Below are 14,507 nucleotides of genomic sequence, written 5' to 3'. Positions count from 1 at the left end.
ATATGAATAATTGCATATTTATATAAATAAAGTGGTGTCTATTTCTAAAACAAACTCAGAATATTGGAACTAATGAACGGAAGGTAGATTTCTAAAAAATGAGTTAAAGGTATGTTTTTGAAGACTTCATCTATAAAAAACGCCTGCGATTTCTCTAGGGGTATTTTTATGATTTATTATTGATTGATTCCTTTTCTATCTACTATTTTCTTATAACAGCCATATTTGACTACCTGTCTCACATTTTATGCTCCTATTTGCTAGCTAGGGAGCATTCGAGAACCAAATTTTAATTGTGTCATATTTTTTACATATTAGAATTTCAAGAGGAATTATGTGGATATTAGAATAAATTAAAATAGTATAGAAATAAAATGAAAGGGGCGTTACATCATGGGTTATAAAAAAGTAGTGTGTACTTGAAATTTTAAAAAGTTAAGTAACTTAATTTTTCGTTTTAATAGTTTTTTCAACATATCATATGAGGATGTGAGAAGATGAAGCTTGCACAAAGAATTTTAATTATAGTTGTATTTATTTTATCTCTGTGGAATTTTACTAATGTCAATGATGTGTTTGCCGAAGAAGTTGAATTTTCAGGTGTAACTGCTCCTATCGGGGTAAATGTGCGCGATAATAAAGATTCGACTGGAAATATAATAGATGTTCTTCAAGGAAATCAAACCGTTTACTTCAATGGTTGGGAATATGGAGAGGGTTTAAAAGATTATTGGACTGGAAGTATAGATAATCGCTGGTTTTATTTTTTTAAAAACGGGAAAAAAGCATATGTTGCTTCGGCATTTATAAATGGAAATCCACCTAATTCTACAACAACTATTAAACTAAATGTTCCTAACATTAAACAACAGCAGTCTAATTGGTGTTGGGCAGGTACTTCAGTATCTGTTTTAAACTATTTTGGGCAACCAACTACACAACAGCAATTTGTAGGATATGTAAAGGGAGGCTTATACAATTATCCAGCTACTTCTAGAGAAATACAAAATGGCCTTATTTATTTTGGTTTAACTTCAACAATTAATAGAGGAACTCTTTCTTATGATGAGTTTAGAAGCCAAATTAATAGCAATAAACCAATGATTACACTAATTAATTGGAAAAACGGAGGGAATATTGGTCATTTTCTTGTGTTAGATGGTTATTTTAAAGGTATGAATAATATGAACTATATTACCTATATGGATCCTTGGTATGGAGATCATTATCAACATAACTTTGAATCATTTAAAAATAACGATAGATTTTGGTGGAATGAAACAGTTCAAGGTATTAGTAGAGGATATTAAATGAAAATAAGGAGGAAAATAAGTTTATGAAAAAAATAACGAGAACTATAATTTTAGGCGTATTTTTAAGTATTGCATTAATAAGTATGAATAAAATTGCTCAAGCAACAGATAATTCTAAAGAGTCACCTGAAAAGATAGCACTAAAAGATTATCAAAATAGTAAAAGTGCTCTATTAAAAGACGGCAAGCAACTTTATCAAAATCATAATTTTACGTCTAATTCAACTTTAGAAATATCCACATTTTTTTTCCATGTTTATGAAATACAACAACAAAACATTATAAATAATGACTCCAAAAAGCTATCTGAATATTTATTGCCCACAGATGAAAAATTATGGTTTATTTTAAATAGAAACAATCCAGAGGGATTAATTTTTACAAATGAACAAGAGCCTATACGTATGGGGGGAGAAAAACGTAGTAAAGATTTATATGAAATCTATAGGTCTATACAAACAAATGTAAAACAAATTAAAAAAATTATATATATTGAATTTGAAGGACAAGGGTTATTTATTGTTTCTCACGAAAATGGAGAAGAAGTATATGCCAGTGAGGGGGCTTCTGCTATTTTAGGAGTTCCATCAGCCAAAAAAATTAATTCTGATGAAATCATTTTAAAAATGAAGGAAAGAATTCTCTTATCTCAACAATAAGATTGATGAAGGGACAACAGGGTCTCATTTAGGAAGAAATTTCTTTATTAAAATACTGTTAGTAAAGTAGTTAAAACAGTAGCTGACATAAAAAAAACGAAACCCTTAAAGAAGACTGCAAAAAACTAATTTTACAAAGTATTCTATAGGTTTTCATCAAGTTAAATTTCCTCCTTCATTTCTTTTATGAACATGCTAAAATATTTTTGAAAGCATATCATTATTTATACCCTTCACCAATACGATCACTCATCATACTTCCCCCTTTCTATTGCTTTGTAGCAATGGAAAGGGCTTTTTTTGTGAAGCAGCTTTTACTTTCTTATATGGCATATTGAAGCGATTTTAACTTTTTTCCTTTGTAAAGAACTATTCATACAGATACACCAATTTTATTTTATTGCTTCTCTTGTCTTATAATTTTTCTCCACTCTGAGATGAAAAATTTAATAAATTATTGAAGATTGATAGTTTAAAGCAAATGATTATCAAAAAGAACTGAAGTCAAAATGAACTTCAGTTCTTTTTATTAAATCTTATATTTTTATTTAACTCGACCGTATCCTGCAATATATTTACTCCAATAAGAACTATTTAAACTAGCTTCACCAACTCCAGAATTACTAGCATTATAAAACTTGTTGTTGCCAATATACATACCAACGTGAGTGATACCTGACTTGCCTGAAACTGTTCCTTTAAAGAAAACTAAATCTCCTGGTTGGAGAGCACTTCTAGCGATACGTGTAGTTTTATTATATTGATCTTGTGCTGTACGTGGCAATTTAATCCCTTGTGTCCCATATCCCCATTGCATTAACCCCGAACAATCAAATCCAGTTTTAGGACTATTCCCACCATATTTATATGGTGTGCCTTCATATTTTTTCATGGCTGCATAAATTTTATTAAATTGATTCGTAGTTATTGATTTTGTGGTTGAAGCAGATATTGATTGAATTGTATTTTCATTTTTAGAAATGCTATCAAGTTCATCTGCAGCAGCAAAACTACTACCAGATCCTAGTATAACTCCTATTGTTATTGCACCAACTAAAATTTTCTTCATAAATTTCTCCCCCTATAATCTATTGTAAGATTTTATTCTTATCACCTAATAGATTAATTGTTATATAAAGAGGAGAAAATATAATAAATTAGACAGTATTCTACATATTTTTTACGTTTTGTATTTTTATTAATATTTAATTTTAATGTCTTTGTTTTTTCAATACATTATGAGATTAGATTAATGATTTATGCAATAAAAGTACAAAAAATACATAATGCGAATATTCTAATATCAATTGAGAAATAAAGAGAATTATTTTATATAAAACTTACCTTAACTATAAACTTATTTTGTAAAGCTGATAATCTTATTCTTTTCATTTTATAGCGAAAAAAACCATTAATACCAAAGAAAATTATATGATATCGCTGGTTCTTATGAGTTTAACATTTTGTATGTTTTGTAAAACTCATTTTTCAATTTACAAATATTAAATACGTTCTAAAAGGTGTACCTTTTAATAGCGTACCAGAAATGTTACTTGGAAAATGAATCCGATTATCTTAAAAATCTAAAGCACGTATAACCCCGTTCTGATTTTTAAAACGGGGCTATACTAAATTCATTTAATTTTTGATGTGAACTCTTCATTATACTTAAATATAAAACAATATAGTCGTTTCTGTAGTGTTATTGTATAATCGTACCTGGTTGTTAAAGAAGTTACAATTACTATTGTTTATCTCCCAATGATGCTTTTTTTTAATAAAATTTTTTTATAATTTAATTGATTATTATTTCTTCAGCATATTGTAATTCGGTATTATTCAATTCATAATCTTTAAGCTCTTGCTCAGTAGAAAAATGAATAGATGATTGATAAGTTTTTCTTCCTTCTACTGGTTCAACCACCAAAATACTTTTACTAACATCAGCTTTATTTATTTCCGAAGATTTTATATCAGTCACTTTAAAATCAAAGTAACAGATAATGCTATACAAGTCTAAATTAACCCCAAATACTTTAACATTATCATGTTGATGAAATGACATAGATAAACCACTCTGCCCTAATAACTTCTCAACATCATTAGTACCTGTCAAAGTTAATTCACTGATATTTATATATTCTTTATAGGGTTTTTCTTCAATTAAAGTCCGGTACAACTTTTCAATCAATACTATATCTTCTATTTCAAGTTTTGACTTAGGGATAAAAGTAACCCTCAATCTCCTTTGTAACTCCAAAACTTTTTCCCAAAACTTTATCGTCTCCAAAACAGAGGTTTTCTCTGTTTCTTTAATCGCATATTCATTAAGTTCAGACCCATTAAGTTTAATATCACCTGAAACGAATGCATAATATAATTTTAGTGCTTCAACTGTTTCCTCAACTGTTTTTGTATTTTCAAGATTTAGACTAAAATTGAATTTTAGATGTTTCTCTCTCTCATCTAAAACATAAGAAATACTGAAAGTTTCATTATCAATATTTTTAAATAGTACTTTGTGCATATCAGCAAAAGGTTGTCTTTTGAAAGTAATATCTTTCTTTACTCCTTTTCCTTCAAAAGACAGCTTAAATGGCTCTGGAAAAGGTTGCGGATAAATAGTTATGTCATATTTCCCTATTTCATTTTCTTTGAAAGGATCTTTAATTACTTCATCTATTTTAAACTTATTACCATTTATAGTTATATACTCATTAGCGTCTTTACTAATTGTATATTTACGCTGAGTTCTATATAGAAACTCCAAAACTTCTTTAACATTTGAAGGTTTGAACTCTGCAAATACATCATTGTTTAAATCGAAACTAAGTCCACCAAATTCCATAGATGAACTATTTGATGTTAGTGCAACTACACCTTTCCTATCTTCTATTTCAACATAAACTAAGTCATTAGGAAGTTTCTCGTTTAATGAACCCAATACTTCTTTCGGTATTTTTGTATCCTTTTGATTATTGTTTAATAAAGCTTTGTTAAAATTAGCAAACATTTTTACCAGTCCTCTCTTAATTCATCAAAAACAATTATTTTAGAGAATAATATGTATTGCTCGTAAGTTTCACCAATATTGTTTTGGACGACAAACTCTATAAGTTCACTTCTCTCGCTCTCTTTGCTAACAATAATATGTTTAATGTGCTCAAATTCAAAATTCAACCATAAATCAGGACATTGGGCAATAGCTTGTGAATAAGTAAAATAACTTTTTGGGTTCATCTGCTCTTGACTAATAATTAAAGGTAATTCTGTTTCTACCTGCTCAATATTAGGTATATATCTCCATTCTTTTTCATCATGAAAATTCCTTATAGCTATTTCTCGGTGATTATTTGTTGGCATTTCTCCATCAAGAGGCTTCATATACAATAAATCATGTAACAAATAATTATTATAATCATTGTTTTCATCACTTTTTTCTGGTGAATCATTAATGGCTTTACTAAGAATAATACTAAAATCTTTACGTAAATTTGAGTGTTTATTAATATAATGGATTGGCTGAATTCCCTGTCTTATACCCCACTCTTTACTCAAACCAATCCCATACGAACCGTAATTCACCATATGTGGTACAAGTTTGTTTAAATGAATATCGCAAAAACAGCTCATAGGAAATGCAATTTTTTCCAATTCTTCAATTTCCAAGTAACCTATTTTTTCTTCGTAATATCGAGGTAAAATAGCCTTTTTCAATAAAATATCTTTAAGAAATTCTATTCTATTCATAAACTTAAACAAAACATTTGCACTTTGTAATGGCCTAATATAAGAAGTCTCCTCCTTGGTTTCAGGTTTTTGTTCAAGTTCAATATGTATACTTGTTTCACTCATTCGACTTCATCTCATTTCTATAAAATATTTCATCTTTAATATTAAACCCACTTATTATCATTTTACATAGCAAACAAGAAATAAATACTTTATTATTGTTTCTGCTATATTTAAAGGGCTTTTTTCTAATACAATAAGAAAAACAAAAAGAACTTGTAGAAATCACTACAAGTTCTTTTTGCTTTAAAACGAATACACGGAACACATAAATTATCTCATTATTCATAACGGGGAAACCATATTGATTCCATTATATAACAAATATTAACGTCTAGAGTTTTAATGTTTGAAAATTATGTGAATCAATAAATAAAGATCTGCCCTTCCTCTAAAAATCTCATTTATTGATTTTATATAAACCGTTTTAAATCAACTTTGATACCATAATAAATACGTAAAAATGTATACATGGGTAAGTAAAGAAGAATGTTGCAGTCTTGCAGAAAGATATTTATCTATATTTAAGAATAATATTTATATTTGTAATGTACATATAGTTAAACGTAACTATTAATCATGAGGATATCAAACCGTCTCTACTTCCGTCATCACCTTTTCTTTTTAAAGTATTCCAAATATGAATTAATGTATAATTTCTATATAACAAAGAAAAAAGCACCTACTTTCATAGATACTTTATCGTATATGAGTAATGGGGGCTTTGGCTATTTTAAAAATTCAATTAAGGGTTGCATTTACACCACCATCAAATCAAGAAATTGATTCCTCCTCAAAACAAAAATGAATTAAATTCTCGTATATATTAATTTTATAAATTACATATTGAAAAATTGTATAAAATTAAGGTCTGTTTAAGATATAATTGGAATGAATTTACTACTAGTCTTTTTCTAATCAATGTATAAGGGGGAACTTTGAATGGAACGTTTCAGATTAAAACGTATAAAGGGTTTTATTGATAGTGAGGAAATAGAACTAAAACCTTTAACATTTATAATAGGACAAAATAGCTCTGGAAAAAGTAGTATTATGCGGTTTCCATTAGTACTAAAACAAACATTTCTAGATGACTCTATGGCACCTTTGTTATTATATGGAAAAACAATAGATTATGGAAACTTTGAAGATGTGGTATTTGAGCATGACCGAAATGAATCCATAGAGTTTGAATTAATTATTGATCGTAAAGAACTTAATCGTTTTTCTCCATATGTACGCAACAGGTTTTTAAGGTTTTTTTCTGGTTTAGAAAAATTTAAACTTAATGTTTGTATTTTACAGGACGAATACGGAGTATTAAAAATCAAAAAATTTATCCTTTCCGATATAGATATAAACCATGGTGAAGTATTCTCTTTAAATTTAATAGGAGATTCAGAGTCTTATGAAGTGAAAGGAATAATTCAAACTAGCTTTAAAATCAAAGCAGAAAAGTTTGTATTTGATAAATTCATTCCAGATTTCAAAATATTACCTTTAGATGTTAAAGATGATGACGATGAACAAGTTATGGCTTTCCGCTATTTGTTTATGGAATTAATACGATATCTAAACTTTTATGCAAGTAATATTTTTTATATTGGTCCATTTAGAAAAACCCCTGAACGTTCTTATAGATATAGAGAAAATGCTGTTAACTATGTTGGACATGACGGAGAGTTTGCTCCTGCCATCCTTGGACAGGATATAAGGAAAGGAAAGCAATTAATTAATCAGGTATCAAATTGGCTGAGTAAAAATTTAAACCATAGAATAGATGTCGAAGATTTAATAGGAAGTGAATATGGCGGCAGAACTGATTTATTTCGGCTGATGGTAACGGATGAAATAACTGGTCAAAAAAACAATTTAATCGATGTTGGACACGGCCTATCTCAATTAATTCCTATTGTTGTACAAACTTTTTTACACCAGTCTAAAACATCCTATGATGCCAAGCGTAGTTTAGCAAAATTACATATAATAGAACAACCAGAATTACATTTACATCCCTCTGCTCAAGCTTGCCTAATTGACCTATTTATTGAAGGAACTAGGGAAAATTATGGTTTTAAAAACAAATTTTTAGTTGAGACACACAGTGAACATATGATTATAAGATTGAGAAGATATATAGTAGAAGGAAAAATTAATCCTGAAGAAGTTGCAATTTATTATACAGAAAAATTAAAAAGCAAAAATCATAATATAATAAGAAAATTGAAAATCGATGAATTTGGAAATATATCTAACTGGCCAGAGGGATTTTTTGAAGAAGATTACAATGAAGTCTTAAAACTTAGGAGTTCTTTACATGAGAAACAGGGAGGCAGCAAAATACCATGGTGATAAACCTTCCAAATGAATTAATGTCAAAAATAGGTGATGAAAGAGTAAAACAAATTATAAAGTTCCTTTTTTGTTACTTTGAATCAGGAAAGCATGAATGGTTTATTGATGATAAAGACGATTTAACACTTTTCGAAACAACTGCTTTAGAAAGCTATAGAGACTATATAACAAAACAGGTAGTACAAAATACTCTTTATAAATCAAAACAACATGAAGATAAGACAATAGTTCAGGTATATTCAAGTGTAGAAGAATTAAATACTCTTATTGAAAGCCAAATTGGTACAATTTCAGGAGTACAAGTGTTTAAATATTTAAATGGTCATAGGTATACTGTTATTTTAAATGGGATTAGATATGAGTTAATAACTATAGATACTGTATGGGATTTTCTAGGACAACCATTAAAAATAGTTTTAGAAAATGTAGAATCCGATAGACTTTTTATAGAGAAATGTTTAGAACTTTTAGGAGAAAGCAGATCGAATAAATTATGGATTGAGTTTGTACATGGTGGGGGAAGTGATTTATCAAAAGTTGCCCAAAGTATAAATGGAAAACATAGGACCATTTGTATAATAGATAGTGATATTATTTCTCCTCCTAGTACATATAACACCCCATCAAAAGAAAGATACATTAATAAAATTAAACGTATTTGTGAAAGTCATGGTTATATATTACATATCCTAAATAAGCGAGAAATGGAAAATTACTTACCTGATAAAGCTTTAGAGGAATATCTTGAGCAAGAAAATCGTATTTTAGAACATGTTTATTTTTCCTTTCCTGATCAATGTAAAGATTATTTTGACATGAAAAAGGGGTTAACGCTTCGAAATTGTAAATTACCAATTTGGTGTGATCTCAATATACAAGGAACTGAAGAGGTAGCAGCAACCGTTTCAGGTAAAAGTAGTATTGTAGATGGATTTGGCGAGCAGGTTTGGAAAGCTTTTCACTACGTAAAAAGCCCAGCAGAATTACTATCTAGAGATGATAAGAATGAATTAAAAGAACTAACCAAAAAAATTATTCAATTTGCCTAAATTTACTCTTTATATATCAATCACTATATAAATTTCTGATATATAGTTATGTAAACTGATTATTCATACTAAATCTGAACACCAAAAAGAACTTGTATAAATTGCTACAAGTTCTTTTTCAGTAGTAGTAAAAATTATTTTGGTATTCCTCTCGTCCCCTATTCCATTATATAAAGAAAATACCATTGAAATATTTCCAAAACGAAACCTATTAAAATATTAACTTGAAAAATTAGTTAAAAATTTATTTTTAGTCATAAAATATATAATTGATTTGATATCTAATAATCCTGCCAAATAAACCAACTACTTACAAAACCTTTTTCAAACAATTGAATCTTAATTTATCTAAAACTAATGAACTTTTATAATAGATCAATTTGCTCATCTCTTTTATAAAGGATACTTTTGTTCTTTCATTCTAATTAAATTATAAATTAAATCCCACGAAATTTTATTACACCCCTACGTTTGTAAAGGTATACCTTTACAAACGATGGGTCCATATTCATGAAACATTGAAATATCAAATTTATAAAGGTGATATAAATAATTTTATAAACGTTTATTTTTGTTGAGCACCTTTATAAAGTAACCCTTTTATTTGTTTTTCTACCTGTATGTTTAAAATTCAATGAGAGCAAATTTATAAAATGTTTCTGCAACATTCTCCTCAAGATGATAAGAAATATATTTCTTCAATACCTTCATTGACATGGGCTTTTCATCTTTGAAAGCAATCGTCTAATCCATTAAGAAACTTCAATTCCAGGATGAAATTGCAATCAAACAGCTATATTTCATCCCATGTTTACCAAATAAACCGTTGGTGATTCACGTAATTTACATAAGAAAACAAAAAAGACTATTCCCCTCAAATAAATACAATAATTGCAAAGATACTACAATCAATTTATTACAATATCCATTATCCTTATAGTTGGATTTTGTTTTATAACCATATTTTATAGGTGTTAAATTAAAAGTTCTTTAAGGTTTAAGACCTCTCTTTATTTATAGAAAAGGAATCAGTAAATACCTTGAAGTAATTATTAAAATTCGCTCTTACTTTACAATACCAACGCTTTTTCATCCTCTACTTGATAAAGGGCAAGCACAATTTCACTTATAAAAATGTTAACATTCTATAATATATTTTTATAAAGTTATTAATCATTATATATAGTTTTATATTTTTTATTTAAACAGCAATAGAAATACACGTTAGGGAGAAAAATTTAAATGTCTATTTACAAAGAAAACGCTACCCTTTTAAAGGCAATATCACATTCAATAAGAATCAAAATAATAATAGAACTTACTAAAAGAGGTCCATGCAATGTAAATCAAATAGCAGACTTTTTAGAAAGGCCACAGTCTACCACATCTCAACATCTAGCCGTAATGAAATCACAAAAAATACTAGCTAGCAATAGAAAGGGATACGAAACTTATTATAGTGTGCAAGATAAAAGAATAAATACCCTTATAGAGGTGCTATTAGGACAAAAAATCAAATGATTATAATAATCAACAAAATAGTAATTATCATATTTAAGTGCGGAGGAGAAATTTGTGGGAAATACAATAAAAGTAGGTACAATTATTCAAATCTTCTCTAATGAAAAATTAACTGGAAGAACCTATCACTAACATTGCCAAACAAACCAATCTTCTCGCATTAAACGCTGCTATTGAAGCTGCGCGTGCTGGAGAAAATGGAAAAGGGTTTGCAGTAGTTGCAGCCGAAGTAAGGAATTTAGCAGAGAAGTCGAAAGAATCCGCAAATGAAATTAATCATTTAATACAATTGATTCAAACAGATACAAAAGATACGGTGAATGTCATGCAAAAAGGTCAACAAAAGGCTACAGAAGGAAAAGAAGCTGCTTATCAAGCAGATCAAGCATTCTCATCTATTATGGTGGCTATTAATAAAATCACTAGCCAAATTCAAGAGGTATCTGCAGCAACAGAAGAAATGTCTGCTGGTACAGAAGAAGTTAATGCTTCTATATCAAGTGTTTCTGAAACTGCAACACAAATAGCTAAAGAAACCACTCAAACTGTACAGTCAATCCAATCACAAGCGGCATCAATTGAGGAAGTATCAAATCAATCTAACAACATAAAAGAAAAAGTAGAAGCATTATCAGAATTAGTTTCAAAATTTATTATTGAAACGCAAAAAAATGGAAAATAAAATAGGATAAACATAAAAAAACTACAGGTTCTTAATCAATTACAGACCTGTAGTTTTTTATTATGATTTATCTATTTTCAACCTTGGCCCTTCTTTTTTGTAAAACGAAGTGAAAGTAGGAGTAGTTCAAATCTTTTCAAACATTAACTATACTTCCTGGTGGCGGTCACTAAAAAATAATACCTACAAGTATTTGTAGTTGTTACTTTTAATTATTTAGGCTTGTAAAATATTTCGTATTTCTTCTATACGTAAATTTGTAAACTTTGCAATATCTTCTATTGGCATTCCGTTTTTATGCATACCACGAATAAGTTGCATTTTCCCTTTTTCAATCCCTTTTTGTTCTGCATAAGCAAACTTTGCGGCTTCATCCATCAACGCTTTCTCCCTTGCTTCATACGCTTGTCGGAAAGAAGAATCTTGACTCATACGTTCCCATTTATTCATCGCTTTTTGTAAAATAGGGTCTTGGTTCATCGCAATATCCTCCAATGTTTGAGTTAATTGTTCATCCTCATTCGCTGGAAGTAATAACAACCAACGAACAAAAGAATCTTCCCAGGGATTAACTTGTTCATTCCGCCACTGTTGCATGAGTTTTGGAATCTCCACAATATGAACTTCAATATCATCACTTAACTTCTTTTGTTGTTGCCGATTCCATAAGATTCCTGTTGTATGAAATGCTTCATATTCTGGAAACATTACAAAGTTTAATAAATTAATCGTAATGGTTTTGTGAAGAGAACTATATGGCATTCCCTTTTGTAGTTGGGATGTATATAGCCTTCCCCAGTAATACAAACTTCTCTTAATCATGTCATGATTGTTATTCAGCTGTATTTCTACATTTACCTTTGTTCCTGTATCTAATGTAGCGGAAATATCTAAAATCGATAATTTATCCTCTTCATGTTCTCGGTGCAAGTGTGGATCTTCTAGTTGTAACGAAACAATGGGTGATTCTAAAGATTCTTGTAACATCGCATTTAAAAAAGCAATGAGAATATCTTCATTTCCACTTGTGCCAAATAATTGTTTAAAAGCAAAATCAATGCGTAAATTCACTAATTGTTTGTTGGACATGGGTTTTCCTCTCCCCATCTCATATGATGTTTTTCTTTCATTGTACATAAAAGAGTGATACATATGCAAATAAGCTCTTATATCTGTGGACATAAGAGCTTATTTGCTACCATACATAATTAACAGATTAGTTGGCTTTCATAGAAATTGAAAGATTGCCTACGTAAGGAAAACTCACGTTTAGTATACAAAATACGAACAAAAATGCCAATACATAAATGTATTCAAGACAGTATATGACATTTGAAAAGTTGCTTCTAGATTTCTTTAAGAGTGTTTTTCATGAAACTTTACTTTTTACTTGTTTACGGGCTATCTTATGATAACGCCCATGCTTTACTACCTGTCTAGCATCAATTAACTCCTCTTCCATCATATCTGAAACCTCTACAACAATGGTATTCGTTAAAACTCTTACCACATATCCAGTTAATTGCAAGGAAGGATTCTTACGATAAGAAAATTGAACGCAATCACCAATTTTTACTTTTGCTGTATGTTTCATATAATAACCTCCTAAATTATCATTAATCATTCAGTAGATTTTTATGTTTTGTTTCTTCATACTGCTTAGCAAGTTTGTAAAACGAAGAACGTTTGATACCATATTTCTTCATGACTCCTACTGCTGTAATACCACCAGACTTCCATTCTTTATAGGCTTCAATAAATTCGGCTGTAATTTCTACTGGAGGACGTCCTAACCGTTTACCTTGCCTTTTAGCTAGAGCAATACCCTCCGCTTGTCGCTGTTTAATATCATGCCGTTCTTTTTCTGCAAAAGCAGATAAAATGGTAAGCGTTGCTTTCTGAATAGCACTTTGAATAACATCATTTGTACTCTTACCTGTGTAATTTACATTAATGAATGGTTCTTTTATAAATTGTAAATTAATCTCATGCTTTTCATAGTATCTGAATTCCTCGAGGACATCATTCATGCTTCTTCCTAGTCTAGTTAAAGAATCAAATACAATGGTATCACCTGTACGAGCAAGACGTTTTAACATTTGATAATTTTCGCGTTGCATATTTCTACTAGATTGTTTATCGATAAAAATATCTCGATCTTCTATTCCTAAATCTTTCATATTTCGAATTTGTCGTTCCTCATTTTGATCTTTACTGGAAACTCGTACATATCCAAATGTTTTGTGTTTCATTTCATACACCTCATAAATAATTATAACAAAAACATCTGTAAATGTTTATGTAATATACAGACATCCGTAAAATTCAAAACCAAACTTTATAGACACACAAAATACTTTCCATATCTTCGAATACATAATAATAAAAACCCGTTGATCTCATGTAGACATACTGAGATCAATGGGTTTTATCAGTTAAACTTTTTCTAATATTCTAAACAACCATTTGTAATTCCGTGCATACTTTATTGATAACAATACCGTTACAGGTATGTTAAAATCCATTTGACACATTGCTTTTGGGAATACAATTGCTATTATAATCGCAATTTATTTTCGACAATAAATAGGTTAATGTGTTTTCTTTTTCCTATCTACTATGAGGGTAGAATAGCATACTAAAAATAGCTTCTTTTTTGTAAAAGTTCTAAGATTCTAGTGCAGTAATTAATTGCTGACGTTCTTTATCTCTAAAAATTTTAATTTCATGTTTAAATTCATAATTTCCTTCTTCAAATCTAACCCATTCCTTACTTGTCCAATATATAACGTCTACATTTGCATCTAAAATTACCGAACATATGTCTACTAATTCTTCTTCATAAAATGGCGCTTCTTTTGCTAGTTCAAAAGCTAGTACTTTTGGATCCTTACTTTTAATTTGAAGTTCCCTTGAAGTTTGCCCTAAATACTGCCGTGGGGAGTGTAGGGATTGCACATGAACATTTTGAATTTCTTTAAACTGTGATGGAGAATGTATTGTAGCAGCAAATGTAGGTTTGCTCACTCCTATTGTTGTGCCTAAAGCAATAGAACCAATAATAAGTTTTTTAATCATTTTTCCAGCCCCTTTAATTATTTTGGATATGCTTCATTTTTATACTACGTTCATGTTC

At 29.3% G+C, this 14,507-nt stretch carries 12 protein-coding genes and 1 pseudogene; 6 read left to right on the top strand and 7 right to left on the bottom strand.

Annotated elements, in window-relative coordinates:
* Positions 1 to 497: 497 nt before the first annotated feature.
* Together RTP99_RS21270 and RTP99_RS21265 are read left to right on the top strand one after the other, a co-directional pair.
* Complete coding sequence (locus tag RTP99_RS21270; RefSeq protein WP_046648613.1) at positions 498 to 1,310, top strand: papain-like cysteine protease family protein; 813 nt, start codon at positions 498 to 500, stop codon at positions 1,308 to 1,310.
* 26 nt (positions 1,311 to 1,336) lie between these two features.
* Positions 1,337 to 1,972: a hypothetical protein gene (locus tag RTP99_RS21265; RefSeq protein WP_000724525.1), complete on the top strand. Its 636-nt coding sequence runs from the start codon at positions 1,337 to 1,339 to the stop codon at positions 1,970 to 1,972.
* Positions 1,973 to 2,516: 544 nt separating this feature from the next.
* On the opposite strand, the gene RTP99_RS21260 is transcribed toward RTP99_RS21265, so the two are convergent.
* From RTP99_RS21260 to RTP99_RS21250, 3 genes are all read right to left on the bottom strand, one after another.
* Positions 2,517 to 3,041 carry a C40 family peptidase gene (locus RTP99_RS21260; protein WP_046648611.1) on the bottom strand — a complete coding sequence of 175 codons (525 nt, stop codon included), beginning with the start codon at positions 3,039 to 3,041 and terminating at the stop codon, positions 2,517 to 2,519.
* A gap of 726 nt (positions 3,042 to 3,767) precedes the next feature.
* Positions 3,768 to 4,985, bottom strand: coding sequence for an abortive infection system toxin AbiGii family protein (locus tag RTP99_RS21255; protein WP_046648609.1), 1,218 nt, complete (start codon positions 4,983 to 4,985; stop codon positions 3,768 to 3,770).
* 2 nt (positions 4,986 to 4,987) lie between these two features.
* Positions 4,988 to 5,827 carry an abortive infection system antitoxin AbiGi family protein gene (locus tag RTP99_RS21250; protein ID WP_046648607.1) on the bottom strand — a complete coding sequence of 280 codons (840 nt, stop codon included), beginning with the start codon at positions 5,825 to 5,827 and terminating at the stop codon, positions 4,988 to 4,990.
* 879 nt (positions 5,828 to 6,706) lie between these two features.
* On the opposite strand from RTP99_RS21250, the gene RTP99_RS21245 reads away from it, so the two are divergent.
* The 4 genes and pseudogenes from RTP99_RS21245 to RTP99_RS21230 all read left to right on the top strand — a co-directional run.
* On the top strand, positions 6,707 to 8,116 hold the full coding sequence (locus RTP99_RS21245; RefSeq protein WP_046648605.1) for a DUF3696 domain-containing protein: 1,410 nt from the start codon (positions 6,707 to 6,709) through the stop codon (positions 8,114 to 8,116).
* On the top strand, positions 8,110 to 9,168 hold the full coding sequence (locus RTP99_RS21240; RefSeq protein WP_046648603.1) for a hypothetical protein: 1,059 nt from the start codon (positions 8,110 to 8,112) through the stop codon (positions 9,166 to 9,168). Before RTP99_RS21245 ends, RTP99_RS21240 begins: the two co-directional genes overlap by 7 nt.
* Before the next feature lie 1,242 nt (positions 9,169 to 10,410).
* Positions 10,411 to 10,689 (top strand): ArsR/SmtB family transcription factor, encoded by a 279-nt coding sequence (locus tag RTP99_RS21235; protein ID WP_046648601.1) that lies wholly within the window; start codon positions 10,411 to 10,413, stop codon positions 10,687 to 10,689.
* Between the two features lie 124 nt (positions 10,690 to 10,813).
* Positions 10,814 to 11,371 (top strand): annotated as a pseudogene (locus RTP99_RS21230) (methyl-accepting chemotaxis protein); the annotation flags it as partial.
* A gap of 216 nt (positions 11,372 to 11,587) precedes the next feature.
* On the opposite strand, the gene RTP99_RS21225 reads toward RTP99_RS21230, so the two are convergent.
* From RTP99_RS21225 to RTP99_RS21210, 4 genes are all read right to left on the bottom strand, one after another.
* Positions 11,588 to 12,460, bottom strand: coding sequence for an Rpn family recombination-promoting nuclease/putative transposase (locus RTP99_RS21225; protein ID WP_046648599.1), 873 nt, complete (start codon positions 12,458 to 12,460; stop codon positions 11,588 to 11,590).
* A 280-nt stretch (positions 12,461 to 12,740) separates the two neighbouring features.
* Entirely contained in the window at positions 12,741 to 12,965 is a 225-nt protein-coding gene (locus RTP99_RS21220; protein ID WP_000683046.1) for a DUF2187 family protein, read from the bottom strand.
* Between the two features lie 22 nt (positions 12,966 to 12,987).
* Positions 12,988 to 13,623 carry a recombinase family protein gene (locus tag RTP99_RS21215; protein WP_000681164.1) on the bottom strand — a complete coding sequence of 212 codons (636 nt, stop codon included), beginning with the start codon at positions 13,621 to 13,623 and terminating at the stop codon, positions 12,988 to 12,990.
* Positions 13,624 to 14,038: 415 nt separating this feature from the next.
* Positions 14,039 to 14,449: a hypothetical protein gene (locus RTP99_RS21210; RefSeq protein ID WP_046648596.1), complete on the bottom strand. Its 411-nt coding sequence runs from the start codon at positions 14,447 to 14,449 to the stop codon at positions 14,039 to 14,041.
* Positions 14,450 to 14,507 lie beyond the last annotated feature (58 nt).

Source organism: Bacillus sp. (in: firmicutes) (assembly GCF_031983925.1).
GTDB lineage: Bacteria > Bacillota > Bacilli > Bacillales > Bacillaceae_G > Bacillus_A > Bacillus_A pacificus.
The sequence above is the reverse complement of the archived record's forward strand: the minus strand, read 5'-3'. Positions and strand labels throughout refer to the sequence as shown.

Bases quoted from the DNA above. Each gene is read 5' to 3' on its own strand.
- RTP99_RS21260 (WP_046648611.1), bottom strand. From the start codon at position 3,041: ATGAAGAAAATTTTAGTTGGTGCAATAACAATAGGAGTTATACTAGGA.
- RTP99_RS21220 (WP_000683046.1), bottom strand. From the start codon at position 12,965: ATGAAACATACAGCAAAAGTAAAAATTGGTGATTGCGTTCAATTTTCT.
- RTP99_RS21265 (WP_000724525.1), top strand. From the start codon at position 1,337: ATGAAAAAAATAACGAGAACTATAATTTTAGGCGTATTTTTAAGTATT.
- RTP99_RS21245 (WP_046648605.1), top strand. From the start codon at position 6,707: ATGGAACGTTTCAGATTAAAACGTATAAAGGGTTTTATTGATAGTGAG.
- RTP99_RS21250 (WP_046648607.1), bottom strand. From the start codon at position 5,827: ATGAGTGAAACAAGTATACATATTGAACTTGAACAAAAACCTGAAACC.
- RTP99_RS21235 (WP_046648601.1), top strand. From the start codon at position 10,411: ATGTCTATTTACAAAGAAAACGCTACCCTTTTAAAGGCAATATCACAT.
- RTP99_RS21255 (WP_046648609.1), bottom strand. From the start codon at position 4,985: ATGTTTGCTAATTTTAACAAAGCTTTATTAAACAATAATCAAAAGGAT.
- RTP99_RS21240 (WP_046648603.1), top strand. From the start codon at position 8,110: ATGGTGATAAACCTTCCAAATGAATTAATGTCAAAAATAGGTGATGAA.
- RTP99_RS21225 (WP_046648599.1), bottom strand. From the start codon at position 12,460: ATGTCCAACAAACAATTAGTGAATTTACGCATTGATTTTGCTTTTAAA.
- RTP99_RS21270 (WP_046648613.1), top strand. From the start codon at position 498: ATGAAGCTTGCACAAAGAATTTTAATTATAGTTGTATTTATTTTATCT.
- RTP99_RS21210 (WP_046648596.1), bottom strand. From the start codon at position 14,449: ATGATTAAAAAACTTATTATTGGTTCTATTGCTTTAGGCACAACAATA.
- RTP99_RS21215 (WP_000681164.1), bottom strand. From the start codon at position 13,623: ATGAAACACAAAACATTTGGATATGTACGAGTTTCCAGTAAAGATCAA.